A 26,462-nucleotide genomic window follows, 5' to 3' on the forward strand; every position below is an offset into this window, starting at 1 on the left:
GGGCTCCTGTACGAGGCTCCAAACACGCACGCGCGCGTGCAGGGCGATCCTGCTATTCCGGGCGTTCCCGCGCGTGGGGCACGATGGAGGCATGGCACCCATGAACGACCATCCCGGTGAGCAGGCCGCGCAGGACCCGATCAAGCTGATCGCCATCCGGGAGACCGCGCTCTCCCTGGACGAGGTCTTCCGGGCCGTCGGTGACGACGCCGCCGGGGGGACGGCGCTCTTCGTGGGGACCGTGCGCAATCACGACGGGGGCGCGGACGTCGACGCGCTGGGCTACTCCTGCCACCCCAGTGCCGAGGCCGAGATGCGGCGGATCGCCGAGAAGGTCGTCGCCGAGTACCCGGTACGGGCGCTGGCCGCCGTGCACCGGATCGGCGATCTGAGGGTGGGCGACCTGGCCGTCGTGGTCGCCGTCTCCTGCCCCCACCGCGGGGAGGCGTTCGAGGCGTGCCGGAAGCTGATCGACGACCTCAAGCACGAGGTGCCGATCTGGAAGCACCAGAAGTTCTCCGACGGCACCGAGGAATGGGTCGGCGCCTGTTGAGACCGGGCGCCCGTTGAGACCGGGCGCCCGTTGAGACCGGGCGCCCGTTGAGCCGCCCGGGTACCCCCACCCCCCTCCCGCTTGCGTAACCGGCCCGCCGCCCCGAGCGTTGACAGTGCGGATGGTTAATCTGCTGATCAGTCAGTCGCGTTCGCTCACGGGGTTGGGAGGACGGCATGGCGGCACTCGCCTGGTTGCTCATTCCGCTGCTCGCTGCGATCGGCGCCGGTCTGTGGGGCAGCTGGGCCGGCCGGACCCGACGGGTCCGCAGCGATGGTCCCGAGTTGGACGGGTACGCCCGGTTCCGTGCGGCGATGGAGAAGACCCGGCCCTGACGGGACGCTGACAGGGGCGTCCCGTACTGTCGAGGCATGCCACGCCGCACCGCGACGATGCTCGCCTCCACCCTGATGCTGATCGCGCTCCTGTGCGCGGGAGTGTTCATCCGCGTGCCGTACTCGGAGATGTCCCCGGGGCCGACCGTGAACACCCTCGGGGACCACGACGGCGAGCCGGTGCTGCAGATCTCGGGCCGCAAGACGTACGCCACCAGCGGCAACCTGAACATGACCACGGTCCGGGTGACCAGCGCCGACTACCGGATGAACCTGGTGGAGGCGGTCTACGGCTGGCTCGCGCACGACAACAAGGTCGTGCCGCACGAGACCCTCTACCCGGACGGCAAGACGGAAGAGGAGTCCACCCAGGAGAACGCCGAGGAGTTCAGCCAGTCCCAGGAGAGCGCGAAGGTCGCCGCCCTGAAGGCGCTGGACATCCCGGTGCGGTCCTGGGTGATCGTCTCCACGGTCGTCAAGGGCTCCCCGGCCGAGGGCAGGCTGCACGCCGGTGACGTGATCAAGTCGGTGGACGGCAAGGCCGTCAAGGAGCCCTCCGACGTCGCCGAACTGGTGACCAAGCACAAGCCCGGCGAGGACGTCGAGTTCACGATCGTGCCCGCCAAGGAGCAGGCCGCCGCCGAGCAGGCCCGGCGGGAGGCGACGAAGACGCAGAAGGTGACGATCACCACCGCGGCCTCCGACGACGGCGGCGAGAAGCGCGCCATCGTCGGGATCTCCGCCGGGACCGACCACACCTTCCCGTTCACCATCGACATCAAGCTCGCCGACGTGGGCGGGCCGAGCGCGGGCATGATGTTCGCGCTCGGCATCTACGACAAGCTCACCCCGGGCAGCCTCACCGGCGGCAAGTTCGTCGCCGGTACCGGCACCATCGACGACGAGGGCAAGGTCGGCCCCATCGGCGGCATCGAGATGAAGACCGTCGGAGCCCGCGACAAGGGCGCCGAGTACTTCCTCACCCCGGCCGAGAACTGCGCGTCCGCCGCGAAGGACACCCCCGAGGGCCTCACCCTCGTGAAGGTCTCCACCATGGATGACGCGCTCGCCGCCCTGGAGGACATCCGGGACGGCGACACCGCCGACCTGCCCAAGTGCAGCTGACCGGCTACTCCTCGAAGGTCGCCGCCAGCGCCTCGGCCAGCCCCGGTACCAGGTCCTTGCCCGTGAGGACCTCCGTCGGGGTGTCCTTCTCGCGCAGCCTGAGGGCCGCCTCGCGGGAGCCGTCGCGCAGGACGGCGACCGTCATCCGGACTTCCTGACGCTCGGGGTGCTTCGCCACCCACTTCGTCAGCGCGGCCTCGTCCAGGTCCTCGGGGACCTGGGCCTCCGCGGACGGCGGCAGCATCAGCCGCTCCACGGTCAGCGCGCAGCCGGTCACCGCGTCGGGCCAGGCGATGGTGCCGAGGAACTCGTCGAGCGGCTTGCCCGTTGGAATCTCGTCCTGCTCGATCGGGGTGAGGCCGGCGTTCTCCGGCTCCTCCTCCAGGCCGAGCTGGGCCGCGAGATTCGGTTCCTGGACCCGCAGCCGTGCGGTGTCGACGAGGGCGAAAAGGCGGGCGGGCTGGTCCCAGCCGAGGCCGGAGGCGTACTCGTCGATCTCAAGTACGGCCCGGGTGAGCGGGCTCGCCGCCATGGGGGTGTTGGACATGGTCACAATCCTGCCTCGTTCCCACCCGGAATCGGGAACCGAGTAAAGCGTGAGTAAGTTGCATAGGTGTGGGCCTACGATCACGAGGCCCCCCGGAGGGTCCGAGAAGACCAGGGCCTGAGGGATCGACAGCGATTTTCGAGGTGCGCACCTTGGCTTTCCAGATGCCGGACCGCGGCGGAGGCCCGACGGGGCCACGGATCAGAGTGGGCCGCCCGTCCCGGCGTGTCCGGACCCTGCTCATGACGTTGGGCGTCCTTGCCGTGCTCGGCATGGCGTTCACCATGTTCGCCGGCTTCTGGACGGACTGGCTCTGGTACCGGTCGGTGAACTACTCGTCGGTCTTCACCACGACCCTGTGGACGAAGATCGGCCTGTTCTTTGTGTTCGGCCTGCTCATGGCCCTCTCGGTCGGCTTCAACATCTGGCTGGCGCACCGGCTCCGGCCGCCGCTGAGCGCCATGTCGATGGAGCAGCAGAGCCTCGACCGCTACCGCATGGGCATCGCGCCGTACAAGAAGTGGCTGCTGTTCGCGATCACCGCGCTGGTCGGGCTGATCGCGGGTGCCTCCGCGTCGGGGCAGTGGCGGACCTGGCTGATGTGGGTCAACGGCGTGTCGTTCGGGCAGAAGGACCCCCAGTTCCACCTGGACGTCTCCTTCTACGCCTTCGATCTGCCCTGGTACCGATTCCTGCTGGGCTTCGGCTTCGCCGCCACGATCCTCTCCCTGATCGCCGCCGCGCTCACCCACTACCTGTACGGCGGCCTGCGCATCACCAGCCCCGGCGCGCGCGCCACCGCCGCCGCCACCGGGCACCTGTCGGTCCTGCTGGGCATCTTCGTGTCGCTGAAGGCGGTCGCCTACTGGCTCGACCGGTACGGCCTGGCCGTGAAGTCCAGCGACTTCAAGGCCACCGACAACTGGACCGGCCTCAGGTACGTCGACGCCAATGCCTACCTGCCGGCCAAGACGATCCTGTTCTGCATCGCCGTCATCTGCGCGCTGCTGTTCTTCGCCACGCTGTGGCGGCGCACCTGGCAGCTGCCCGTCATCGGCTTCGGCCTGATGGTGCTCTCGGCGATCCTCATCGGCGGTCTGTACCCGGCGATCGTCCAGAAGTTCCAGGTCCAGCCGAACGAGCAGGCCAAGGAAGCGCCGTACGTCGAGAAGAACCTCAAGGCGACGCGCGAGGCCTACGGCATCGACGACGCCCAGGTCACCGAGTACTCGGGCAAGAGCGCCACCGAGGACAAGGCCGCGCTGCGGGACGAGGTCGCCAAGACGGCGAGCATCCGCATCATGGACCCGAACCTGGTCTCGCCGACGTTCCAGCAGCTCCAGCAGATCCGTAACTACTACGGCTTCCCGACCAACCTGGACGTCGACCGCTACAGCAAGGACGGCAAGGACCAGGACACGGTCATCGGTCTGCGTGAGCTGAACCTCAACGGCATTCCGAAGAACAACTGGATCAACGACCACTTCCGCTACACCCACGGCTACGGCGTCGTCGCCGCCGAGGGCACCAGCGCCGACTCCCAGGGCCGCCCGGTCTTCACCGAGTCCGACCTGCCCTCCAAGGGCGACCTCGGCACGTACCAGCAGCGGATCTACTACGGCGAGAAGACCACCACGTACTCGATCGTCGGCGGTCCCCAGAAGGAGATCGACTACTCCGACGACACGGGTGAGAAGACCTACAGCTACAAGGGCGACAGCGGGGTCAACCTCTCCAGCCCGATAAACCGGGCGGCGTACGCGCTGGCCTTCAGCGAGCCGCAGATCCTGTACTCCGGTGCCATCGGCGAGGGTTCGCGGATCCTGTACAACCGCACGCCCAAGGAGCGCGTCGAGGCGGTCGCCCCGTGGCTGACCATCGACGGCGACGCCTACCCGGCGGTCGTGGACGGCCGGATCCAGTGGATCGTCGACGCCTACACGACCACCAACGGCTACCCGTACGCCTCGCGCACCACCCTCGGTGACACCACGGCGGACTCGCTGACGGCGACCAACAACTCCCGCGCGGTGGTGGCCCAGCAGAACCAGGTCAACTACATCCGCAACTCGGTGAAGGCGACCGTCGACGCGTACAGCGGTGAGGTCAAGCTCTTCCAGTGGGACACCGAGGACCCCGTCCTGAAGACCTGGATGAAGGCGTTCCCGAACACGGTCGAACCCAAGAGCGAGATCTCCCCGTCGCTCATGGCCCATCTGCGCTACCCGCAGGACCTGTTCAAGGTCCAGCGCGAGCTGCTCAGCCGCTACCACGTGGAGGACGCGACCACGTTCCTCAGCGGCAGCGAGGTGTGGCAGGTCCCGGACGACCCGACCAACAAGGTCGGCGACGCGGTGCCGCCGTACTACCTGAGCATGAAGATGCCGGACCAGAAGGAGCAGGCGTTCTCGCTGACGACGACGTTCACTCCCAACGGCCGTGACAACCTCAGCGCGTTCATGGCGGTCGACGCGGAAGCGGGCACCAGCGACTACGGCAAGATCAGAATTCTGAAACTGCCGACCAACACCACGGTCAACGGACCCAAACAGGTACAGAGCCAGTTCAACTCCGAACAGGACATCGCCGAGACGATCAGCCTGCTGAGCAGAGGCGACTCCAATGTGGAGTACGGCAACCTGCTCGCGGTGCCGCTGGACGGCGGACTGCTCTACGTCGAACCCGTCTATGTCCGCGGTGGCGGCCTCAAGTACCCGCTGCTGCGCAAGGTGTTGGTGACCTACGGCGGCAGTACGGCCTTCGAGGACACGCTCGAAGAAGCCCTCGACAAGGTCTTCGGGGCCGAGGGCACGCCGAGCGAGCCGCCGAAGGACGACGGCGAGGAGAAGCCGGACAAGCCCTCGCAGCCGCCGGCGACCGAGGACCCGACGGTCCAGGAGGCGCTGAACGACGCGCAGAAGGCCTTCGAGGACGGCCAGAAGGCGCTGAAGGACGGCGACTGGGAGGCGTACGGCAAGGCGCAGGAGGAGTTGGAGGCCGCGCTGCGGCGGGCCGAGGAGGCCCAGTCCGCGGCCGGCGGCGACGCCAGTCCCAAGCCGACGGACAGTCCCAAGCCGACCAGCAGCCCCGACAGCGGCTGATCGAGCCCGCCCCGCGCCGTGATACGGTTGCCGAACAACGGCGCGGGGTGGAGCAGCTCGGTAGCTCGCTGGGCTCATAACCCAGAGGTCGCAGGTTCAAATCCTGTCCCCGCTACTGATGACGAAGGCCCGGATCCTGAAAGGGATCCGGGCCTTCGTGATGTGCGAACGCATGTGCCGGGGGGAGGTACCGCCGTGCCGCTGTGGGGAGTTGGGGGATCTGTGTTTGACTTGTCTCTCTGTGGGCATGTCGACAAAACGCTGAAGTGACCTCACTGGCTGCGGTATACCAGGTGTACCCAGGTTGCAGGTGGTGCGACGATGGACGTTATGGGGGACAAGGCAACTCTGTTGGAGACAGAGAGTTTTGTGCAGTCTTCCGACCGGGACGAAGCCGGTGAGGCTGCGGAGGAGCTGCGCCTGCGGCTCGCCGCCGACGCCGGTGACGTCGAGGCGATGAGCGTCCTCGGCGCCATGCTGCTGCGCCGCGGTGATCTCGACGGAGCCGAGCCCCAGTTGAGGGCCGCCACCGCGGAGGGCGACCGGGCCGCCGCCAACAACCTGGGAGTTCTTCTCCACCAGCGCGGGTACGCCGAGGAGGCGGCCGGCTGGTGGCGGATCGCCGCGGTCGCCGGATCGGCCGCCGCCGCGCACGCGCTGGGCCGCCATCACCGCGAGCGCGGTGACGAGCCCGCCGCCGAGTACTGGCTGCGCCAGTCCGCCGAGCAGGGACATGTGCTGGGCGCGTACGCGCTCGCCGACCTGCTGGAGCACCGTGGGGACGCGGGCGCGCGGCGCTGGATGCGGGCCGCCGCCGAGCGGGGGCACCGCGAGGCCGCGTACCGGCTCGCGCGAGCGCTGGACCGGCGGGGCGCGGGGGAGAGTGCCGGTGACAACGGTGTCGCCTCCGAGGACGCCCTGGAGGAGGCCGAGCAGTGGTACCGGCAGGCCGCAGCGCGCGGGCACCGGCGGGCGGCCCTGCACCTCGGCGCGATCCTGGAGCGGCGCGGTGAGCTGAAGGAGGCCGGGCGCTGGTACCTGACCTCCGCCAAGGACGGCGAGGCCCGTGCCGCCTGTGCCCTCGGCTTCCTGCTGCGGGACGCCGGGGACGTGGAGAACGCCGCCGTGTGGTGGCTCAGAGCCGCGCAGGAGGGGGACGGCAACGCCGCCAACGCGCTCGGCGCGCTGCACGCCGAGCGGGGCGAGACCCAGACCGCCGAGCGCTGGTACCGGGCCGCGATGGACGCCGGGGACGTGAACGGCGCGTACAACCTCGGGCTGCTCTGCGCCGAGCAGGGGCGGACCGCGCAGGCCGAGCAGTGGTACCGGCGCGCCGCGTACGCGGGGCACCGGGAGGCGGCGAACGCGCTGGCGATCCTGCTGCTCCAGGGCGGGGACACGGCCGGGGCCGAGCCGTGGTTCTCCAAGGCGGCGGAGGCCGGAAGCGTGGACGCCGCGTTCAACCTGGGGATCCTCTTCGCCGGACGCGGGGAGGACCAGGTCGCGCTGCGCTGGTACGAGCGGGCCGCGGCGGCCGGGCACACCGAGGCCGCGCTCCAGGTCGGGATCGCGCTGCTCCGGGACGGGGACGAGGCCGGTGCCGAGCGCCACCTCAGGTGCGCGGCGGGCGGCGGCAGCGCGGAGGGCGCGTACCGGCTGGCGACCCTGCTGGACGCCCGGCGCCCGCCGGCGCCCGCGCACGAACTCGGCGAGATCGTGCACGAGAAGACCGAGTGCGAGGAGTGGTACGAGCGGGCGGCCGGACAGGGCCACCGGCGCGCCCAGGTCCGGGTCGGCATGCTGGCCGCCGCCCGGGGCGACGTCGTGGAGGCGGCCCGCTGGTACCGGGAGGCCGCGGAGGCCGGTTCCCGCAACGGCGCCTTCAACCTGGGCCTGCTCCTGGCCCGCGAGGGCAGTGAGCCGGAGGCGGCGGTCTGGTGGACGCGGGCCGCGGACGCCGGCCACGGCCGGGCGGCGCTGCGCCTCGCCCTCGTCTACGCCCGCCGTGGCGAGCTCACGGAGGGCCAGCGCTGGGCGGACCGGGCGGTGACCCTGGGCCCGCAGGAGGTCACCGAGCGGGCGGCCCGCCTGCGGGACGCGCTGCGGCAGGAACTGTCGGCGTAGATCCGCGGTTGTCTCCGCCCCTCCGCGAAAGCGATTTGCTTCTGTCGCTGTCCTTGACGTAACGTTGCGTTCGTCGACGCGGGGTGGAGCAGCTCGGTAGCTCGCTGGGCTCATAACCCAGAGGTCGCAGGTTCAAATCCTGTCCCCGCTACTGAAGGCCGAGGGCCGGAATCCGAAAGGGTTCCGGCCCTCGGTGTTTCTGTGTTTGCGGTGAAGCACTCGGTTTGCGGTGCTGCACGCGCACAGAAAAGCCCCCCGGTGAGCCGGGGGGCTTACGTGTGTACGGCTCAGGCGGCCGACGCGCAGTTCGGGCACAGGCCGCGGTACGTCACCTCGACGTCCGACACCGTGAAGCCGAAGCGCTCCGAGGCGGGGAGGTCGGCGAGCGGGTTGCCGGTGGGGTGGACGTCGCGGATCGCGCCGCACTGGGCGCAGACCAGGTGGTGGTGCGGGCGGTGCGCGTTCGGGTCGTACCGCTTGGCGCGCTTGTCGGTCGTGACCTCCAGCACCTCGCCGAGGGTGACCAGCTCGCCCAGGGTGTTGTACACGGTCGCCCGGGAGATCTCCGGCAGCTTGGCGACAGCCCTCGCGTGGACCTCGTCGGCCGTCAGATGGACGTGCTCGCCGTCGAGGACCTCGGCCACCACGCGTCGCTGCGCGGTCATCCGCCATCCACGTCCGCGCAGTCGTTCCAGAAGGTCGCTCATGCGCAACAGCCTAACAGCAAGGGGGACCAGGTCCCGAACGGGTGTGACTTTGGAAGCTTGTTTGACTTAGACAATGTCCATTGTAGGATCGGGAACGGCTTTGGCCAAGGGACAGGTTTGGCCCGAGTGGCAAGTACAGCAAGGAACGGCGCAGGAGGCAGACGTGACGCAGGGACCGCTCACAACGGAGGCCGGGGCACCGGTCGCCGACAACCAGAACAGCGAGACCGCGGGCGTCGGCGGCCCTGTCCTCGTACAGGACCAGCTCCTGCTGGAGAAGCTCGCCCACTTCAACCGCGAGCGCATCCCCGAGCGGGTCGTGCACGCCCGCGGCGCCGGCGCGTACGGCACCTTCACGGTGACCGCCGACGTCACGAAGTACACCCGGGCCGCCTTCCTCTCCGAGGTCGGCAAGCAGACCGAGACCTTCCTGCGCTTCTCCACCGTCGCGGGCAACCTCGGTGCCGCCGACGCGGTGCGCGACCCCCGCGGCTGGGCGCTGAAGTTCTACACCGAGGAGGGCAACTACGACCTCGTCGGCAACAACACCCCGGTGTTCTTCATCAAGGACGCCATCAAGTTCCCCGACTTCATCCACACCCAGAAGCGCGACCCGTACACCGGCTCCACCGAGCCGGACAACGTCTGGGACTTCTGGAGCCTGAGCCCGGAGTCCACGCACCAGGTGACCTGGCTCTTCGGCGACCGCGGCATCCCGGCCTCGTACCGCCACATGAACGGCTACGGCTCGCACACCTACCAGTGGAACAACGAGGCCGGCGAGGTCTTCTGGGTCAAGTACCACTTCAAGACCGACCAGGGCATCAAGAACCTCACCCAGGCCGAGGCCGACAGGCTGGCCGGTGCGGACCCCGACTCCCACCAGCGGGATCTGCGCGAGGCCATCGAGCGCGGCGACTTCCCGACCTGGACCGTGCAGGTGCAGATCATGCCGGCGGCGGACGCGGCGACGTACCGCTTCAACCCGTTCGACCTCACCAAGGTGTGGCCGCACGAGGACTACCCGCCCATCGAGATCGGCAAGCTGGAGCTGAACCGCAACCCGCGGAACATCTTCGCCGAGGTCGAGCAGTCGATCTTCTCCCCGGCGCACTTCGTGCCCGGCATCGGCCCGTCCCCGGACAAGATGCTCCAGGGCCGCCTGTTCGCCTACGGCGACGCCCACCGCTACCGCGTCGGCATCAACGCCGACCACCTGCCGGTGAACCGCCCGCACGCCACCGAGGCGCGTACCAACTCCCGCGACGGCTACCTCTACGACGGCCGCCACGGCGGGGCGAAGAACTACGAGCCGAACAGCTTCGGCGGCCCGGCGCAGACCGGCCGTCCGCTGTGGCAGCCCTTCGACGGCTTCTCCGGCGGCACGGGCAACCATCCGGCCCCGGTGCACGCCGAGGACAACGACTTCGTGCAGGCCGGAAACCTCTACCGGCTGATGTCGGAGGACGAGAAGGAGCGTCTGATCGGCAACCTCGCGGGCTCGATCTCCCAGGTGTCGCGCGAGGACATCGTCGAGCGGGCGATCGGCAACTTCCGCAACGCGGACGAGGACTTCGGCAAGCGGCTGGAGGCCGCGGTCCAGGCCCTGCGCGGCTGATAACCAGTACTGGATCGCTTGCCGAGGCGGGCCGGACCCCGGAGGGAAGGGGGTCCGGCCCGTGTCCGTGCCCGGCCCGGCCCATGCGGGCGGGACGGGCGCGGGATCAGGCCGGGACCTGCTGCCGCAGCGGGGCCCAGCAGCGGATGATGTCGCGGACCGAGACGATGCCGACCGGCTCGCCGTGGTCGAGGACGATCAGATGACGGAAGCCGCCGTGCGCCATCGCGAGGGCCGCCTCCTCCAGGGTCCAGGTCGGGGCGGCGAACACCACGTCGGTGGTCGTGTGGGCGTGGGCGTACTCCGCGTCCGGGTTCTGGCCCAGGCCGACGGAGTTGAGGACGTCGCGTTCGGTGAGGATGCCGATACCGCCGGCATCCGGGTCCAGGACCACGGCCGCGCCCACCCGGCGGGCGGACATCAATGCGGCGGCCTGGCGAAGGGTGTGGGTGGGGCCGATGGTGAGGACCACGGTGCTCATGGCGTCACGGACGAGCATGGATGCAGCCACCTCCTGAGGGGGGAACCCCGCCTTGTTCATGTTTTCACAAGTTCACAAGGGGCGGGACTCTCAGAGTGGCAGGCAAAGAGAGGGTCAACAAGAGGGCGCGCGAAGCTCAGTAGCGCTCGTTGAGGTACCCGAGGAGCTCGTCGTGCAGCAGACCGTTCGAGGCGGCCGCGTTGCCGCTGTGCGGGCCGGGACGCCCGTCGAGCCCCGTGAACGTGCCGCCCGCCTCCGTGACCACGATGGCGTTCGCCGCCATGTCCCACAGAGACAGCTCCGGCTCGGCGCAGATGTCCACGGCACCCTCGGCGACCAGCATGTACGGCCAGAAGTCGCCGTACGCGCGCGTGCGCCACACCTCCCGGGTCAGGTCCAGGAAGCCGTTCAGCCGCCCCTGCTCCTCCCAGCCGCTGAGCGAGGAGTACGCGAAGGACGCGTCGCTCAGCTTCGAGACCCCGGAGACCTTCAGCCGGGTCGCGGAGGACAGGCTGCGGCCGGTGTAGGCGCCGTGGCCCTTCGCGGCCCACCAGCGGCGGCCCAGCGCCGGGGCGGAGACGACCCCGACGACCGGCTGGAAGCCGCCCTCGCCCGCCTCCATCAGGGAGATCAGCGTGGCCCACACCGGGACGCCGCGCACATAGTTCTTGGTGCCGTCGATCGGGTCGACCACCCAGCGGCGCGGGCCGGTGCCCTCGATGCCGTACTCCTCGCCGAGGATCGCGTCGCGCGGCCGGGCGCGCTGGAGCTGGCCCCGGATGAGCTCCTCGGCCGCCTTGTCCGCCTCGCTCACCGGAGTCATGTCCGGCTTGGTCTCGACCTTCAGGTCGAGCGCCTTGAATCGGTCCATGGTCGCCGCGTCGGCGGCGTCCGCGAGGACGTGGGCGAGACGCAGATCGTCGAGGTAATCGGCCATGTCGAGCACCGTATCCGGCGCGGGTCGCACGGGGCTACCGGGGCCGGAGTGTGGACATCGCGGTGTGATCCCCCGCGGCCGACACGCGCCCCCGCCGCTCCGCGCGCCGTTCCGCACCCCTTGACAGTGCGGCCGGGCGCGTCAAATCTGGGCGCAGAGCCGGGTGCCTGGGAGGCGCGATGCCCGCAGCACGTGAATCTCTGCTGGATGCCGCATACACGGCGCTCGCGCGCCGGCCCTGGTCGGCGGTGCGGATGGTGGACGTGGCCGCCGCGGCCGGAGTCTCGCGGCAGACCCTCTACAACGAGTTCGGCAGCAAGGAAGGACTCGCGCGGGCGCTGGTGCGCCGTGAGGCCGACGCCTATCTCGCCGGGGTGGAGCGGGCGCTCAACACCCACTCCGACGCCCGCGACCGGCTCGCCGCCACCGCCGAGTGGACCACGACCGCCGCCCGCGACAACGCCCTGGTGCGCGCCATGCTCACCGGCTGCTGGAGCGAGCGCCTGCCCTCGCCCACCCTGTCCGCCGTCCCGTCCTCCTCCGCCGTACCGGCCCAGCGCCGAGCCGACGGCCCGCTGCCCTCACCCGGCGACTTCGTGACGATGGTCCGCGACCGCGCGGTCGCCGCGCTGTCCGTGCCCGGAGCCGCCAAGAACGACAACGGCGAGCTGGCCCGTTCCTGCGAACTGGTCGTCCGTATCGCCCTGTCCTGCGTCTCCGCCCCGCCCGCCGACGGCGGCGTCGGCGACCTCGTACGCGGCGCCCTGCACCGTCAGTTACCGGGCCACGGTCTCAGTGCGCCGAGCCCGACAGCTGAAGGCCGATGACGCCCACGATCACCAGGCTGATCGAGACGATCTTCAGCGTCGAGACGATGTCCCCGAGGAAGATCATCCCGTAGATCGCCGTCCCCGCAGCTCCGATGCCGGTCCACACCGCGTACGCCGGCCCCACGTCGAGTTTCCGCAGCGACAGCGTCAGCAGACCGAAGCTGCCGAGCGCGAACACGCAGAAGGCGATCGTCGGCCACAGGCGGGTGAAGCCGTGCGAGAGTTTCAGACAGACGGCGAAGCCTGTTTCGAGCAACCCGGCCACAATGACCAGCAGCCACGCCATGTGCTGTCCTCCCGTATGTCCGGCTGGGTGCGAGTATGCCTTTACCTGCCCCGCGGAATGACAAACAACGCGTAGGTCAGTCGCCTTCCGTGCGTTCACGCGTGGCCAGAAGCCGTCGCAGGGAGTACAGCCGGGCCGGATCGGCGTGGCCCTCGGCCACCCACGCGTCGAGCGCGCAGTCCGGTTCGTCGTGGCTGCACGCGCGCGGGCAGCCCTCGGTTCCCGGTTCCAGGTCCGGGAAGGCGTGGATGACCCGGGACGGGTCGATGTGCGCGAGGCCGAACGACCGCACGCCCGGCGTGTCGACCACCCAGCCGTCCGCCGCGTCCAGTGGCAGCGCCAGCGCCGAGGTCGTGGTGTGCCGGCCCCGGCCCGTCACCGCGTTCACATGACCGGTCAGCCGCCGCCGGTCCTTCGGCACCAGGGCGTTCACCAGCGTGGTCTTGCCGACCCCGGAGTGCCCCACGAACGCCGTGACCCGGCCGTCCAGTTGCTCGCGCACCCGGTCCGCCGCGTCGCCGTTCTCCAGCTCCGCGCGGCTGGTCACCACGTACGGGATGTCCAGGTCGCCGTAGAGCTCCAGGAGCTTGGCCGGCGGGGCGAGGTCGGACTTGGTCAGCACCAGCAGCGGCTCCAGACCGCCGTCGTACGCCGCCACCAGGCAGCGGTCGATCAGCCGCGGCCGGGGCTCGGGGTCGGCCAGCGCGGTGACGATGGCGAGCTGGTCGGCGTTGGCGACGACCACCCGCTCGTAGGGGTCGTCGTCGTCCGCGGTGCGGCGCAGCACCGAGCTGCGCTCCGCGATGCGGACGATCCGCGCGAGGGTGTCCTTCTTGCCGGACAGATCGCCGACCAGGGCCACCCGGTCGCCCACCACGGCCGCCTTGCGGCCCAGCTCGCGGGCCTTCATCGCCATCACCACCCGGTCCTCGACCAGGCAGGTCAGCCGGCCCCGGTCCACGGTGAGGACCATGCCCTCGGCCGCGTCCTCGTGCTTGGGGCGGATGTTGGTGCGCGGCCGGTTGCCCTTGCGGTTCGGGCGGCTGCGGATGTCGTCCTCGTCGGTGTGCTTGCCGTAACGGCGCATGATCCCGAATCCGCCCGTCAGTTCCCGAGCATCCCGGCCCACAGTTCGGGGAAGTCCGGCAGCGTCTTGGCCGTCGTCGCCACGTTCTCGATCTGCACGCCCTCGACCGCCAGGCCGATCACCGCGCCCGCGGTGGCCATGCGGTGGTCCTCGTAGGTGTGGAAGATCCCGCCGTGCAGCCGGCGCGGGCGGATGTGCAGACCGTCGGCGGTCTCGGTGACGTCGCCGCCGAGTTCGTTGATCTCCTTGGTCAGCGCGGCCAGCCGGTCCGTCTCGTGCAGCCGCAGATGCGCCACCCCGCGCAGCGTCGAGGGGGAGTCGGCGAGCGCGGCGACCGCCGCGATGCCCGGGGTCAGCTCGCCCACGTCGCTCAGGTCCACGTCGATGCCGTGCACGGCGCCCGTGCCGGTGAACTCCAGCCCGTACTCGGTCAGTTCGCAGGAACCGCCCATCTCGGTGAAGATCTCGCGCAGCCGGTCGCCGGGCTGCGTGGTGCGCTTCGGCCAGTCCGGGATCAGCACCTTGCCGCCGGTGACCAGCGCCGCCGCCAGGAACGGCTGGGCGTTGGACAGGTCCGGCTCGATCGTCAGGTCGCGGCCCAGCAGGGCGCCCGGGGTGACCCGCCAGACGTTCGGCTCGCCGCCCGACTCGGGGGTGTCCACCTGGGCGCCGACCGCGCGCAGCATGTCCACCGTCATCCGGATGTGCGGCATCGAGGGCAGCGTGGAGCCGGTGTGCCGGACCTCCACGCCCTGGTTGAAGCGCGGCCCCGACAGCAGCAGCGCGGAGACGAACTGCGACGAGGAGGAGGCGTCGATCTCCACCGGGCCGCCGTCCAGGGCGCCCCCGCCGTGCACGGTCAGCGGCAGCGCGCCGCGCCCGTCGTCGTCGATCCGGGCCCCGAGCACCCGCAGCGCGTCGATCACGCCGTTCAGGGGACGCTCGTACGACCTCGGGTCGCCGTCGAAGCGGATCGGACCGTCGGCCAGGGCGGCGACCGGAGGCAGGAAGCGCATCACGGTGCCCGCGTTGCCGACGTCCACCGTGGCGGGGCCCCGCAGGCCCGTCGGCAGGACACGCCAGGCCTCTCCGGAGCCGTCGGGGCCGACGCCCTCCTCGATCTCCACGCCCATGGCGCGCAGCGCGTCGGCCATCAGCAGGGTGTCGCGGGAGCGCAGGGGGCGGCGCAGCCAGCCGGGCTCGCTGGCGAGCGCGGCGAGCACGAGGGCTCGGTTCGTGACCGACTTGGACCCGGGCACGTGGACGGTCGCGTCGACGGCACCGCTCGCGTAGGGGGCGGGCCAGAGGGCGTTCTGTGCGTGGTTCGGGGCCATGCGCCCACTCTATAAGCCGGGCCCGGTCGCGGCGCCGCGCCGTTGTGGCTGGTCACCTATCCAGCAGCCAGCGTCCGCCGCCTATCAGGGAGCACAGCGACACCGCGTGGAAGAGGAACAACCACAGGCCCGCGGGGACATGCGTGAGCCTCGACAACTGGTCCGCGTCGGAGTCCCCGGCGCCGCCGCGGGCCCGCTTCGCCTGTAGCTCGAAAGCGGGACGCACACCACCGAGCAGCAGGAACCACACCACCGCGTACGCGAAGGCCGCCTGCACCTGGGGTCCCGTCAACCAGGACACCAGGACGAAGGTGCCGCCGGTCAGGACCACCGTCACCGCGCCGTAGGCGTTGCGGATCATCACCAGCATCGCCAGCAGCAGGGCCGTCGCCAGCCACAGCAGCAGGGTGATGCGGCCCGCGCCGAGCAGGGACGCCCCGCCCAGGCCCAGCAGCGGGGGCGCCGTGTAGCCCGCCGCCGCGGTGAGGATCATGCCGATGCCGTCCGGCTTGCCGCGGCTGACGGTCAGCCCGCTGGTGTCGGAGTGCAGCCGGATACCGGTGAGCTGTCTGCCGGTGAGCAGGGCGACCAGGCCGTGCCCGCCCTCGTGCGCGATGGTGATCGCGTTGCGGGCGAGCCGCCACAGGGCCGGCGGTACCACCACCGCCAGCGCGGCGACGAGGGTCGCGACGACGACCCACGTGTCGGGTGCGCTCTGGGTGCCGGTCAGCTCGTCCCAGAGTGAGGTCGCTGTGCTGTTGCTCATGTGTCCGGGCCGCTCCCTCGGTTCCTACGGAGGCTGGAAGTCTGGCACGGGTGTACGGACCCGGCGCCAGGCGGCCTTCGGACAGGGGCCCTGCGGACGGTCCTTGAGGAAGTCCCGGTAGGGCACCTTGCGCGGCGGCAGGCCGGTCTCCAGCCAGTGCGGCTTGCCGGAGACGAGGTCCCAGCCGTCGTTGGGCAGGAAGACGTGGTCGTCGCGGTCGTCCTTGTTCTGCGAGGTGATCTGGAGGACCTCGGCGTAACCGAGGCGGCGGGCGACGACCACGCAGTAGTGCCGGGCGGCCTCGTCCCGCTCCCGGAACGGGACCATGGCCAGCCACACCTCACCGGGCAGCGGGCGCCCCCGCTCCCAGCGGCGCACGGCGAAGCGGAACAGCAGGGCGGTGGTCCCGGCCGTCAGGTTCACGGCCGTCGACTCCAGCGTCCAGTTGTCCGACTCGACCTGGCCCCGCGTCCAGAGCACCACCCCCGTGCTCAGGCCCAGCAGTACCGCCGTGCGGGCGGCCAGCAGCAGCCGGGCACCGGGGCGGCGGCGCCCCGAGGACCAGGCCACCAGCAGCGCGGTCAGCGCCGAAACGCCGTACAGCACGAACCACTCGGCCACCGAGGGGTGCTCGGCGGGCGTCTGCCGGGCCATCAGATCCGGCACGGAGAAGGGGACGGCGAGCAAGCAGCCCACCATGCCGAGGGCGAAGACGACGAACAGGCAACCGGCCATGGGATCTTTCGACCTGCCGACTCAGCGCGCCGCGGCGGCCTGGACCTTCATGACCTGCTGGACCACCACCGGGGAGGGTACCGGGGCGTCCTTGCCGGTGGAGGCGGAGGAGACGAACCGGACCAGCACCGCGCCCTGGCGGACCACCGTGTACCACTGCGGCTGCAGGCCCCGGCCGCGCAGATGGAAGGCCAACGCCTCGTCGCCGACGTCGACCGCGTCGAGGGTGCGCACCTCCTCGAAGGTGAGCGCGCCTCCGGCATAGCCCTTGGCGCAGTCCTTCAGCGCGGTGCGCAGCTCGGCGAGGATCTGCTCGGCGTCCGCCGCGCCGAACGAGGCCAGCGTGACGTTGGTGCCGGTGCCCCGGAACTCGCCCGCGGTGGCGAGGGCGTAGCGGCGGACGGTCGTGGCGGGCTTGGGTTCGAAGGCCTCCAGGCGGACGTTCTCCACGGGCTGGCAGGCGGCCGGATCGGCCTTGGTGGCGGGGGTGTCGCGCTTGTCGTCCGGTATCTCGCTGATCTGGAACTTGGCGAGGTCGCCGGGCTGGAGGACGGCCGACGCGAGGTCCACGGAGGCCTGTTCCTCCGGGGGCTCGTCCTTCGGCGCGGATGAGGAGGCCGAAGCGGACGCGGAAGGCGTCGAAGAAGCGCTCGCGGACCCGCCCTCGCTCTCCCCGCCCGCACAGGCCGTCAGCAGCATCAAGGACGCCGTCGCCAGGGCCGCCGCGGTCGTGGTGCCCCTGATGCTCCTGAGCCGTTCCATCCGCCTGTCCACTCCTTGCTCGCATCCCTGTTCACGGCACTGGTGGCCGGTCGACGGAAGCGGGTGCTCCGGGCCCGGCCGAGGAGACCGTGCCACAGGAAGGGCACGCGGGCATCCGTGAAACTACGCAGTGGGGCACGGCTGTTGCAGGACGAAGGGTGCCTCAGCGTGCCTCCGGGGTGACTGTAGGTTGACGGCATGCGGAGCAACGGGCAGCCGGTGCGGGACGGCGCGATACCCGCCGACCTGACCGCCTTCATCGGGCGGCGCGCGGAGGTCGCCGCCGTCAAAGGGCTGCTGCGGACCTCGCGCCTGGTCACACTGACCGGTGTGGGGGGTGTGGGCAAGACCCGCCTCGCCCTCCAGGTGGGCGCGGGCGCGACAGGAGCCTTCCCGGGCGGCGTCGCCCTCGTGGAACTGGCGGGACTGGCCGATCCCGGGCTGGTCGTGGAGACCCTCGCGGCGGCCCTCGGACTCCAGAACCAACGCGCCCGCGTCACCCTGGACATCGTGGCCGAGCATCTGCGGCCCCGGAAGGCCCTGCTCGTCGTCGACAACTGCGAGCACCTGGCAGACGCCTGCGCCCAGGTCCTCGGCGCCCTCCTGGGCGCGGCACCCGACCTGCGCGTCCTCGCCACCAGCCGTCAGGTCCTGGGCATCACCGGCGAGCAGACCTTCCCGGTGCCGCCGCTGCCGGTCCCGGCCCCCGAGAGCGCGCCGGACGCCGAGGAGTTGCTGCGGTACCACTCGGTGACCCTCTTCGAGCAGCGGGCCGCGGCCGTCCTGCCCGGCTTCCGGGTCACCGCGGACAACGCGGCGGACGTGGCCCGGCTCGTCCACCGTCTGGACGGGCTGCCGCTCGCCCTGGAACTCGCCGCGGGCCGTATCCGAAGCCTGACCCTGAAGGAGATCCTCGCCCGCCTGGAGGACCGTTTCGCCCTGCTCACCGGAGGCAACCGCGCCGCCTCGCCCCGGCAGCAGACGCTCAGCGGCCTGATGGACTGGAGCTACGACCTGTGCTCCCCGCGCGAACAGGCCCTGTGGGCCCGGCTCTCCGTCTTCCCCGGCGACTTCGACCTGGAAGCCGCCGAGGCGGTGTGCGCCGGAGCCGACCTGCCCGCCCACGCGGTCGTCGACGCGGTGCACGGACTGGTGGAGAAGTCGATCCTCAACCGCCAGGACCACGACGGCCGCGCCCGCTACCACGCCCTGGAGACCGTACGGGCCTACGGAAGGCAGCGACTGGCCGCCTCCGGCGAACTTGCCCTCCACCGGCGCCGCCACCGCGAGCACTGCCTCGACCTGGCGGCCCGCGCCCAGCGCCACTGGTTCGGCCCCGAGCAGGTCACCTGGCTGGCCCGGCTGCGGCGCGAGCACGCCAACCTGCGGGCGGCGCTGGACTTCTGCCTCGACACTCCGGGCGAGGCGAGCGCGGGCCTGACCCTGGCCTCCCTGCCCCACCACTACTGGATCACCCACGGCGCGCTCAGCGAGGGCCGCCGCTGGCTCTCCCGGCTGCTGGCCGCCGACCAGGAGCCCGGCGCGGCCCGTACCCGGGCGCTGGGCACCTACGCCTACCTCGGCATCATGCAGGGCGCGGTGGCCGAGACGGTCCCGGTGATCGCCGAGTACGAGCGGGCCGCCGAGGAGGCGCGGGACGCCTCCGCGCTCGCCTGGTCCCGGCACCACCGGGCCATGGCCGCTGTCTTCAGCGGTGAACTGACCCGCGCCGCCCAGTTGCTGGAGGACGCCGTACGCCGGCACCGCGCGGTGGACGACCTGGCCGGGGCCGCGGAGTGCGGCTTCAAACTCGCCGTCGTCGTCGGCCTGCTCGGCGACACCGACCGGGCCCTGGAGCTGTGCCAGGAGAGCCAGGACGTCACGGCCGCCCACGGGGAGTCCTGGATCAGGGCGGACGCCCTGTTCGCCGAGTCGCTGATCCGCTGGCAGCGCGGCGAGCGGGCCCGCGCCGACGCCCCGGCCCGCGAGGCCCTGCGGCTGCTGCGGCCCCTCACCGACCGCTGGGGCATCGCCCTGTGCGTGGAGGTCGTCGCCTGGAACGCGGCCGCCGACGGCGCCATGGAGCGCGCCGCCTGCCTCCTCGGCATCCTCAGACGGCTCTGGGAGGCCATCGGCGGCACCCTGTTCGCCGCGCCCTTCATGACCGAGTCCCACCGGCGCTGCGAGACCGACGTGCGCCGGGCCCTGCCGGAGCGGGTCTACGAACGGGCGGTGCGCCGCGGCGCCGGGCTCACCCTGGACGAGGCGCTGGCCTACGTGCTCGAAGAGTCCCCGGCGGACGAGGAGCCGTACGAGCGGGCCGGGCTGACCCGGCGGGAGCGGGAGGTCGCCGGGCTCGTCGCGGCCGGACTGAGCAACAAGGAGATCGCCGCCCGGCTGCTGATCACCCGGCGCACCGTGGAGAGCCACGTCGGGCGCACCCTGGCCAAGCTGGGCCTGACCTCCCGCTCCCAGCTCACCGCCTGGGCACACCGGCGGAGGTCGGCGGACTGACGGGTCTGCCACCCTGGTAGGTGTCCCGGTGGACGGGGCACACACGGGAGGGATTGTTCTTCTAATGTGCGGACGGTACGCGTCGAGTCGTAGGCCCGAGGATCTCGCGGGGATCTTCGAGATCGAGAAGTGGGAGCCCGAGGAGACCCTGGAGCCCGACTACAACGTCGCCCCCACCAAAGAGGTCTACGCGGTCCTGGACCGCCCCCTGAAGGACGCCGACGACAAGCGCCCGGTACGGCAGCTGCGCAAGCTCAAGTGGGGGCTCGTACCGTCCTGGTCCAAGACGCCCGAGGGCGCCGCCCGGATGATCAACGCGCGCGCCGAGACCGTCCACGAGAAGCCGTCCTACCGCCGCGCCTTCGCCGCCCGCCGCTGCATCCTGCCCGCCGACGGCTACTACGAGTGGGTCACCGGCGCCGCCGAGCGCGAGCTGGAGGTCGAGGGGAAGAAGAAGCGTCCCCGCAAGCAGCCGTACTTCGTGCTCCCCGCCGACGGCTCGGTCTTCGCGATGGCGGGGCTCTACGAGTTCTGGCGGGACCGCACCCTGCCCGACGACCACCCGCAGGCCTGGTGGGTGACCTGCTCCGTGATCACCACCGAGGCCGAGACCGGCCCGCTCGCCGTGGCCCCCGCGGACGGCCCGCGCGCCCTCGCCGACATCCACCCCCGGATGCCGCTGATGCTCACCCCGGACCGCTGGGACGCCTGGCTCGACCCCGCCCGCACCGACCCCGACGACCTGCGCGAGCTGCTCGCCCCGCCGCCCCCCGGGCTGATGCGCGCCTACCCGGTGACCACCGCCGTCAGCAACGTCCGCAACAACGGCCCGGAGCTGCTGAAGGAGCTGGCGGGCCCCGAGGAGGGCACACTCTTCTGACGTGACCACCGAGCCCGATGTGACCACCACCGAGATCGTCCGCACCGACGCGGGCGACGCCCGCATCACCTGGCACCGCGCCGGGAAACCCCGCCTCGTGCTCGCCGCCGGCCACGGCGCGGGCGGCGGCATCGAGGCCCGCGACCTCCAGGCGCTCGCGCAGATCCTGCCCGCGCACGGCGTGACCGTCGCCCTGGTGGAGCAGCCCTGGCGGGTCGCCGGGAAGAAGGTCGCCCCCGCCCCGAGGACCCTGGACACCGGCTGGCGCGGCCTGTGGCCCGCGCTGGCGAAGCCCGGCCTGCCGGTGATCTCCGGCGGACGCAGCGCCGGAGCGCGCGTCGCCTGCCGCACCGCCACCGAACTGGGCGCCCGTGCCGTCCTCGCGCTCAGCTTCCCGCTGCACCCGCCGGGCAAGCCGGAGAAGTCCCGCGCGGAGGAACTGCTCGGCGCCGGGGTGCCCACCCTGGTCGTCCAGGGCGGCAACGACCCCTTCGGAAAGCCCGAGGAGTTCCCGGAGGGCTCCTACGAGCTGGTCGAGGTCCCGTACGGCGATCACGGCTTCGCCGTGCCCAAGCGGGCGGACATCACCCAGGAGCAGGCAGTGGCCGTGATCACCGACGCCGTCGTGAAGTGGACCGGGTCACTGAGGTAAAGCTTCGGGAATGCTTCGCTCCACAGCGCTGTTGTGGCGGACAGAGGCGCTGGCCGACCAGCACCGATCGTCGTAGGAGAGGAAGTCCGCCGCATGGGTTCCACCTTCTGCCCGGCCCGTGACAGCCGTACCGACCTGGAGTGGACGGTGCTGCACGCGGCCAAGACCGCTCCGGTTCGAGCGGCGGGCGGACCGGAGGTTCGTCTATCCTCCGATTCTGGCGACACCGGTTTCGGTGCTGCCCGAAATCTTGAGGAGGTGGGTCCGGTCACCGGTACCGACGCAGGGACCGACAACGGCCAGGCGGAGCAGCCCGAGGGCCAGGGCACCGGCATGTCCCCCGAGACGGACGCCGAGCGCAGCGCGCGCTTCGAGCGGGACGCGCTGGAATTCCTCGACCAGATGTACTCGGCCGCCCTGCGCATGACGCGCAACCCGGCCGACGCCGAGGACTTGGTGCAGGAGACGTACGCGAAGGCGTACGCGTCCTTCCACCAGTTCCGCGAGGGCACCAATCTCAAGGCCTGGCTGTACCGGATCCTCACCAACACCTTCATCAACTCCTACCGCAAGAAGCAGCGCGAACCCCAGCGCTCCGCGGCCGAGGAGATCGAGGACTGGCAGCTGGCCCGTGCCGAGTCGCACATGTCGACGGGTCTGCGCTCCGCGGAGTCGCAGGCGCTCGACCACCTGCCCGACTCGGACGTGAAGGAAGCGCTCCAGGCGATCCCCGAGGAATTCCGCATCGCCGTCTATCTCGCGGACGTCGAGGGCTTTGCCTACAAGGAGATCGCGGACATCATGGGGACACCCATCGGTACGGTGATGTCCCGGCTGCACCGGGGACGCCGTCAACTGCGCGGCATGCTGGAGGACTACGCCCGTGAGCGCGGGCTGGTCCCGGCGGGCGCCGGAGAGTCGAACGAAGCGAAAGGCTCGGGCTCATGAGCTGCGGAGAGCCGCACGAGACGGACTGCAGTGAGGTCCTTGAGCATCTGTACGAGTTTCTCGACAGTGAGATGCCGGACGTCGATCGTGACAAGTTCAAGCAGCACTTCCAGGAGTGCTCGCCGTGCCTGGAGAAGTACGGCCTGGAAGAGGCCGTGAAGAAGCTGGTCAAGCGGTGTTGCGGGCATGACGACGTGCCCAGCGACCTGCGCTCGAAGGTCCTGGGACGGCTCGATCTGATCCGCTCCGGACAGGCCGTCCCCGAGCACGACGTGACGGCCACGCCGCAGGAGTCCTGAACTCCGGTGCCGGGCAGGGCCGTCGTCACTCGAACGTGCTAATCGGCGGGTGATAAGCCCGCCGCCTCCCCCTGGCCGCCCTAGGCTCCGATCAGCCTGGACAGGCATGGTCAGGGGAGGGGCAGATGGAGGGCATTCCCGCACGGGCGCGTGTGTACGTGGCCTGTGTCGCCCTCGTCGCCCTGCTCGGTCTGCTTCCGCTTCCGGCGGTCCGTACGCCCTGGTGGGCCCTCGCCCTCCTGGCCGCGCTGTACGCCGGATGCGAGCAGATCGCCCGCCGCCGCTTCGCCGGCACCTTCTATCCGGTCCTGCTGGCCGGCGCCTTCCTGCTGCCCCCGCCCGCCGCGGCCCTGGTCGCGGTACCCGGAGCACTGCTCTCCCAGGGCGCGGGAGTCCGACGGCTGTGGCGGGCCGCCCAGTTGGCGCTCGCCGTCTGGGCCGCCGCCCGGGTGCACTGGGCGCTGGACGGCCGGGACGCGGTCGTCGCCCCGGACTTCCCGTACGCCCTGCTGCCCGCCGGGGCCGCCGTGCTGGCCTTCTGCCTGGTGCTCACCGTCCTCGACGGCTCCATCCTCGCCGTCGCCGAGCGGGTGCCCGTCCGCCGCGCCTGGCGCGGGCTCTTCCTGCGCTCCCTCGCCCCGATCGCCGTGCACGGCCTCGCCGGGCTGATGATGGCCGTCCTGTGGCGCAGCCCGTACGGCCCGGTAGCCGCGCTGCTCGTCCTGCTGCCGATGGGTGTCTCCTGGTGGGTGTTCGCCCAGGTGCACCGGGAGCGGGCGGCCCATCAGGCGACCATCCGGGCGCTGGTGCAGGCCGTCGACATCAAGGACGGCTACACGCGCGGCCACAGCGAGCGCGTCGGACAGGCGTCCATGATGATCGCCCGGGAACTGGGCATGGACGCCGAGCGCGTCGAGGTGCTGCGGTTCGCGGGCATCCTGCACGACGTGGGCAAACTCGGGGTGCCCACCCGGCTGCTGCGCAAGGACGGGCCCCTCACCCCCGAGGAACGCCGGATCATCGAACTCCACCCGGAGTACGGGCACGAGATGGTCCGCGGCATCTCCTTCCTCGGCGAGGCCAGGGGCGCCGTACTCCACCACCACGAGCGGCTGGACGGCAGCGGATACCCGTACGGTCTGGTCGGCGCCCAGATCCCGGAGTCGGCGCGGGTCGTCGCCGTCGCCGACGCCTTCGACGCGATGACCTCCAACCGCTCCTACAGCAGGGCCCGGCCGGTCCCCGTCGCGCTGGCGGAGCTGGAGCGGTGCGCGGGCACACAGTTCGATCCGCGGATGGTCCAGGCGCTGGTCAGATCCGTGACCCGGCACGGCTGGCACCCCGCGGTCACCGCGGAGGCACCCCGCCCGCCCCGGCCCCGGTCCACGGTGGTCCAGCGGTGAGCCGCCGGTTACGGCCCCTCATCCACGGCAGCGCGGCCCTGCTGGTCGCCGTCTCCCTCCTCGACACCCTCCGGCACGGCCTGGCGGAACGACCCGTCGCGCTGGCGTTCGGCGCGCTCATCGCGCTCGGCGAGTTCACTCGCTGGACCGGCGCCCCCGCCCGGGAGGCGGCACCGCTCGGCGCCGCCGGGGCCCTGGCGTACGCCCTGCTCGGCACCCACGCCGGGCAGCCCAGCCACCACGGCGCCCTCCAGGTCGTCGCCGTGGTCTTCGCCGCCGCCCTGCTCGGCGGCGCCCGGCACGTCACACGGGCCCGCGACCACCTGGCCCGCCGGGTCCTCACCGTCGGCTTCGCCGCCTGCTGTTTCCAACCCCTGTACAACCGGGGCGTGTTCGACGACTTCGGCGGCGCCGCCTACGCCGTGCTGATCGTCGCGCTGCTCAGCCTCACCTCCCTGTGCGACGCGGTGCTCTCCGCCGCGCTCGCCCACTCCCGCACCGGCTGGCCGTTCGCGCCCCTGCTCCGGGACGAACTGCGCGGCCTGCTCGGCATCGGCTCGGCGGTCTGCGCGACCGGCGCCGTGATGGCGCTCGCGGTGGCCGTCGTAGGCCTGTGGGCGCTGCCCGTGTTCTGCCTGCCCCTGCTGCTCACCCAGCTCTCCTTCCGCCGCTATGCCGCCGTCCGCGCCACCTACCGGCAGACCATCGCCTCCCTGGCCCGCGCCACCGAGGTCGCCGGGTACACCCCGGCCGGTCACGCCCGGCGGGTCGCCGAGCTCAGCGTCGCCGTCGGCCGCGACCTCGGGCTCTCCGGGGACGAACTGACCGTGCTGGAGTACGCCGCCCTGATGCACGACATCGGACAGCTCAGCCTCGTCGACCCGGTCCCGTCCGGGGCCACCGCGGATCTGCCCGCCGCCGAACAGCGCCGGATCGCCCTGCTCGGGGGCGCCGTGGTCCGGCAGACCGGCGTGGACGGCTCGGTCGCCGTGGTCGTCGAGCGGCAGGCCGACCCCTGCCCGGAACAGCCGCCCGCCGCGCGGATCGTCCGGGCCGTCAACGCGTACGAGGAGAAGGCGCGGGGAGCGGGGCCCGGCGGGCCGCTGAAGGCGCTGGAGGAGCTGCGTCTGGGCACGGCGGACGAGTACGCTCCGGAGGTCGTGGAGGCGCTGGCGAGGGTGCTGCTGAACGACCGGGGCGGTGTCCAACGGCTCGGGCAGGGAGCTGTCAAGGGGCTGTCTGACCTTGGGTCGGGCGGGGTAACCCATGGGTAATGAGCGCCTCTCCAGCGGTCCGTGGTTGGATGCGAGGGAGAGGGTCTCCAAGAGGCTGTCGGGGGGCACAGCCGGCCCACTCCACGGAACTGGCAGGCGGGAATCGTGAGGATCTTCGGCAAGGGACGGCACCGGCCCTCCGCCTCCTGGCGGAAGGCGACCGACCGCGCGTTCACGCTGATCGGGGACGGCCGGTACGAGGACGCGGGCGCGCTCCTCACCCGCGCCGCCGACCTGGAGCCCTGGCTGTCCGAGTCCTGGTTCAACCTCGCCCTGCTGCACAAGTTCCGGCACGACTGGGAGCAGGCGCGGGCGGCGGGCCTGAGGGCCGTGGCGCTGCTGGACCGGGAGACCGGGGCGCCCGACTGGTGGAACGTCGGCATCGCGGCCACCGCGCTGCAGGACTGGCCGCTGGCCCGGCGGGCCTGGCAGGCCTACGGACTACGGGTGCCGGGCGGCGCCACCGACTCCGGGGAGCCGGTTGGCATGGACCTCGGCAGCGCCGCCGTACGGCTGTCCCCGGAGGGGGAGGCCGAGGTGGTGTGGGGGCGCAGGCTGGACCCGGCGCGAATCGAGGTGCTGTCCATCCCGCTGCCGTCGTCCGGGCGGCGCTGGGGCGAGGTCGTGCTGCACGACGGCGTCCCGCACGGCGAGCGGACCACCGCCGCCGGGCACGCCTACCCCGTCTTCGACGAGATCGAGCTGTGGGCGCCCTCGCCGGTGCCGACCTGGGTGGTGCTGCTGGAGGCGGCGACCGAGGCGGACCGGGACGCGCTGGAGCGGCTCGCGGCGGACGCCGGGTTCGCGGCGGAGGACTGGTCCTCCTCGGTGCGGCTGCTGTGCCGGACCTGCTCGGAGTCCCGGATGCCGTCCGACGAGGGCGACGAGGAGCACCTGGACCCGCACGACCACAGCGAGCCGGGCCACCCGGGCCCGCTCGGGCACCGCACGGACGGGCAGTTGTGGGTGCCGGAGCGGGAATGCGGAGTGGCCGCGCCGGCCTCGCTGGTGAGGGGGCTGCTGGACGGCTGGGTGGCGGACTCGCCCGATTCGAGGGACTGGCGGGACTTGGAAGAGGTCTGTTAGCCCGTCGCCCGGCCGCGGCGCCGTCGTGGCTGGTCGCGCAGTTCCCCGCGCCCCTTTGGGGCACCTCCCCCTTACCCT

General features: G+C 71.6%; 25 protein-coding genes and 2 tRNA genes. 17 read left to right on the forward strand and 10 right to left on the reverse strand.

Features of this window, described 5'->3' with window-relative positions:
- Window positions 1–91 precede the first annotated feature (91 nt).
- The 3 genes from ACZ7L7_RS34140 (at window position 92) to ACZ7L7_RS34150 (ending at window position 2,013) form a co-directional block, all read left to right on the forward strand.
- Window positions 92–553 (forward strand): molybdenum cofactor biosynthesis protein MoaE, encoded by a 462-nt coding sequence (locus ACZ7L7_RS34140; protein WP_285510216.1) that lies wholly within the window; start codon window positions 92–94, stop codon window positions 551–553.
- A 176-nt stretch (window positions 554–729) separates the two neighbouring features.
- Window positions 730–888: a hypothetical protein gene (locus ACZ7L7_RS34145; protein WP_285510215.1), complete on the forward strand. Its 159-nt coding sequence runs from the start codon at window positions 730–732 to the stop codon at window positions 886–888.
- Between the two features lie 36 nt (window positions 889–924).
- Window positions 925–2,013 carry a YlbL family protein gene (locus tag ACZ7L7_RS34150; protein ID WP_453601336.1) on the forward strand — a complete coding sequence of 363 codons (1,089 nt, stop codon included), beginning with the start codon at window positions 925–927 and terminating at the stop codon, window positions 2,011–2,013.
- Window positions 2,014–2,017: 4 nt separating this feature from the next.
- On the opposite strand, the gene ACZ7L7_RS34155 is transcribed toward ACZ7L7_RS34150, so the two are convergent.
- Window positions 2,018–2,560, reverse strand: a complete 543-nt coding sequence (locus tag ACZ7L7_RS34155; protein ID WP_285510213.1) for a PPA1309 family protein — start codon at window positions 2,558–2,560, stop codon at window positions 2,018–2,020.
- Window positions 2,561–2,703: 143 nt separating this feature from the next.
- Between ACZ7L7_RS34155 and ACZ7L7_RS34160 the strand changes: the two genes are divergently transcribed.
- The 4 genes from ACZ7L7_RS34160 (at window position 2,704) to ACZ7L7_RS34175 (ending at window position 7,936) form a co-directional block, all read left to right on the forward strand.
- Complete coding sequence (locus tag ACZ7L7_RS34160) at window positions 2,704–5,661, forward strand: UPF0182 family membrane protein (RefSeq protein WP_285510212.1); 2,958 nt, start codon at window positions 2,704–2,706, stop codon at window positions 5,659–5,661.
- Window positions 5,662–5,702: 41 nt separating this feature from the next.
- A tRNA-Met gene (locus ACZ7L7_RS34165) sits at window positions 5,703–5,776 on the forward strand.
- A 206-nt stretch (window positions 5,777–5,982) separates the two neighbouring features.
- Window positions 5,983–7,785: a tetratricopeptide repeat protein gene (locus tag ACZ7L7_RS34170; protein ID WP_285510211.1), complete on the forward strand. Its 1,803-nt coding sequence runs from the start codon at window positions 5,983–5,985 to the stop codon at window positions 7,783–7,785.
- A 77-nt stretch (window positions 7,786–7,862) separates the two neighbouring features.
- Window positions 7,863–7,936: transfer RNA gene (locus ACZ7L7_RS34175), tRNA-Met, on the forward strand.
- A gap of 136 nt (window positions 7,937–8,072) precedes the next feature.
- Here the strand turns inward: ACZ7L7_RS34175 and ACZ7L7_RS34180 are convergent.
- Complete coding sequence (locus ACZ7L7_RS34180) at window positions 8,073–8,492, reverse strand: Fur family transcriptional regulator (RefSeq protein WP_285510210.1); 420 nt, start codon at window positions 8,490–8,492, stop codon at window positions 8,073–8,075.
- 163 nt (window positions 8,493–8,655) lie between these two features.
- On the opposite strand from ACZ7L7_RS34180, the gene ACZ7L7_RS34185 reads away from it, so the two are divergent.
- Window positions 8,656–10,110, forward strand: a complete 1,455-nt coding sequence (locus tag ACZ7L7_RS34185) for a catalase (protein ID WP_285435393.1) — start codon at window positions 8,656–8,658, stop codon at window positions 10,108–10,110.
- A 106-nt stretch (window positions 10,111–10,216) separates the two neighbouring features.
- Here ACZ7L7_RS34185 and ACZ7L7_RS34190 read toward each other — a convergent pair whose 3' ends face one another.
- Window positions 10,217–10,609 carry a CBS domain-containing protein gene (locus ACZ7L7_RS34190; protein WP_093721169.1) on the reverse strand — a complete coding sequence of 131 codons (393 nt, stop codon included), beginning with the start codon at window positions 10,607–10,609 and terminating at the stop codon, window positions 10,217–10,219.
- A 118-nt stretch (window positions 10,610–10,727) separates the two neighbouring features.
- The gene (gene hisN / locus ACZ7L7_RS34195; protein WP_093721168.1) at window positions 10,728–11,528 is read right to left on the reverse strand and encodes a histidinol-phosphatase; all 801 of its coding nucleotides are present in this window, start codon (window positions 11,526–11,528) and stop codon (window positions 10,728–10,730) included.
- A 179-nt stretch (window positions 11,529–11,707) separates the two neighbouring features.
- Between hisN and ACZ7L7_RS34200 the strand changes: the two genes are divergently transcribed.
- Window positions 11,708–12,355 carry a TetR/AcrR family transcriptional regulator gene (locus ACZ7L7_RS34200; protein WP_472077864.1) on the forward strand — a complete coding sequence of 216 codons (648 nt, stop codon included), beginning with the start codon at window positions 11,708–11,710 and terminating at the stop codon, window positions 12,353–12,355.
- Here ACZ7L7_RS34200 and ACZ7L7_RS34205 read toward each other — a convergent pair.
- The 6 genes from ACZ7L7_RS34205 to ACZ7L7_RS34230 form a co-directional block, all read right to left on the reverse strand.
- Window positions 12,321–12,644 carry a DMT family transporter gene (locus tag ACZ7L7_RS34205; protein WP_093721166.1) on the reverse strand — a complete coding sequence of 108 codons (324 nt, stop codon included), beginning with the start codon at window positions 12,642–12,644 and terminating at the stop codon, window positions 12,321–12,323. The two genes, ACZ7L7_RS34200 and ACZ7L7_RS34205, sit on opposite strands and share 35 nt — an antisense overlap.
- A gap of 76 nt (window positions 12,645–12,720) precedes the next feature.
- Window positions 12,721–13,731: a ribosome small subunit-dependent GTPase A gene (gene rsgA / locus ACZ7L7_RS34210; protein ID WP_093721185.1), complete on the reverse strand. Its 1,011-nt coding sequence runs from the start codon at window positions 13,729–13,731 to the stop codon at window positions 12,721–12,723.
- A gap of 17 nt (window positions 13,732–13,748) precedes the next feature.
- Window positions 13,749–15,065, reverse strand: a complete 1,317-nt coding sequence (aroA, locus tag ACZ7L7_RS34215) for a 3-phosphoshikimate 1-carboxyvinyltransferase (RefSeq protein WP_261719424.1) — start codon at window positions 15,063–15,065, stop codon at window positions 13,749–13,751.
- Between the two features lie 52 nt (window positions 15,066–15,117).
- A complete protein-coding gene (locus ACZ7L7_RS34220; RefSeq protein WP_472077865.1) occupies window positions 15,118–15,831 on the reverse strand; it encodes a M50 family metallopeptidase in 714 nt (237 codons plus the stop codon).
- 24 nt (window positions 15,832–15,855) lie between these two features.
- Window positions 15,856–16,566 carry a hypothetical protein gene (locus ACZ7L7_RS34225; protein WP_472077866.1) on the reverse strand — a complete coding sequence of 237 codons (711 nt, stop codon included), beginning with the start codon at window positions 16,564–16,566 and terminating at the stop codon, window positions 15,856–15,858.
- A gap of 21 nt (window positions 16,567–16,587) precedes the next feature.
- Window positions 16,588–17,328 carry a hypothetical protein gene (locus ACZ7L7_RS34230; protein ID WP_472077867.1) on the reverse strand — a complete coding sequence of 247 codons (741 nt, stop codon included), beginning with the start codon at window positions 17,326–17,328 and terminating at the stop codon, window positions 16,588–16,590.
- Between the two features lie 198 nt (window positions 17,329–17,526).
- Between ACZ7L7_RS34230 and ACZ7L7_RS34235 the strand changes: the two genes are divergently transcribed.
- From ACZ7L7_RS34235 to ACZ7L7_RS34270, 8 genes are all read left to right on the forward strand, one after another.
- Window positions 17,527–19,842, forward strand: coding sequence for an ATP-binding protein (locus ACZ7L7_RS34235; protein WP_472077868.1), 2,316 nt, complete (start codon window positions 17,527–17,529; stop codon window positions 19,840–19,842).
- 64 nt (window positions 19,843–19,906) lie between these two features.
- The gene (locus tag ACZ7L7_RS34240) at window positions 19,907–20,722 is read left to right on the forward strand and encodes an SOS response-associated peptidase (protein WP_285510204.1); all 816 of its coding nucleotides are present in this window, start codon (window positions 19,907–19,909) and stop codon (window positions 20,720–20,722) included.
- Window position 20,723: 1 nt separating this feature from the next.
- Entirely contained in the window at window positions 20,724–21,374 is a 651-nt protein-coding gene (locus ACZ7L7_RS34245; RefSeq protein ID WP_472077869.1) for an alpha/beta hydrolase family protein, read from the forward strand.
- A 258-nt stretch (window positions 21,375–21,632) separates the two neighbouring features.
- Window positions 21,633–22,322, forward strand: coding sequence for an RNA polymerase sigma factor SigR (sigR, locus tag ACZ7L7_RS34250; protein ID WP_250748308.1), 690 nt, complete (start codon window positions 21,633–21,635; stop codon window positions 22,320–22,322).
- On the forward strand, window positions 22,319–22,621 hold the full coding sequence (gene rsrA, locus ACZ7L7_RS34255; protein ID WP_093721157.1) for a mycothiol system anti-sigma-R factor: 303 nt from the start codon (window positions 22,319–22,321) through the stop codon (window positions 22,619–22,621). The genes sigR and rsrA overlap by 4 nt, the downstream gene beginning before the upstream one ends.
- A 125-nt stretch (window positions 22,622–22,746) precedes the next feature.
- A complete protein-coding gene (locus ACZ7L7_RS34260) occupies window positions 22,747–24,024 on the forward strand; it encodes an HD-GYP domain-containing protein (RefSeq protein ID WP_453601378.1) in 1,278 nt (425 codons plus the stop codon).
- Window positions 24,021–25,298 carry an HD-GYP domain-containing protein gene (locus tag ACZ7L7_RS34265; RefSeq protein WP_285510201.1) on the forward strand — a complete coding sequence of 426 codons (1,278 nt, stop codon included), beginning with the start codon at window positions 24,021–24,023 and terminating at the stop codon, window positions 25,296–25,298. The genes ACZ7L7_RS34260 and ACZ7L7_RS34265 overlap by 4 nt, the downstream gene beginning before the upstream one ends.
- Before the next feature lie 105 nt (window positions 25,299–25,403).
- Window positions 25,404–26,384 (forward strand): tetratricopeptide repeat protein, encoded by a 981-nt coding sequence (locus ACZ7L7_RS34270; protein ID WP_093721155.1) that lies wholly within the window; start codon window positions 25,404–25,406, stop codon window positions 26,382–26,384.
- Window positions 26,385–26,462: the final 78 nt, after the last annotated feature.

This window comes from Streptomyces sp. NPDC110618 (assembly GCF_055657065.1).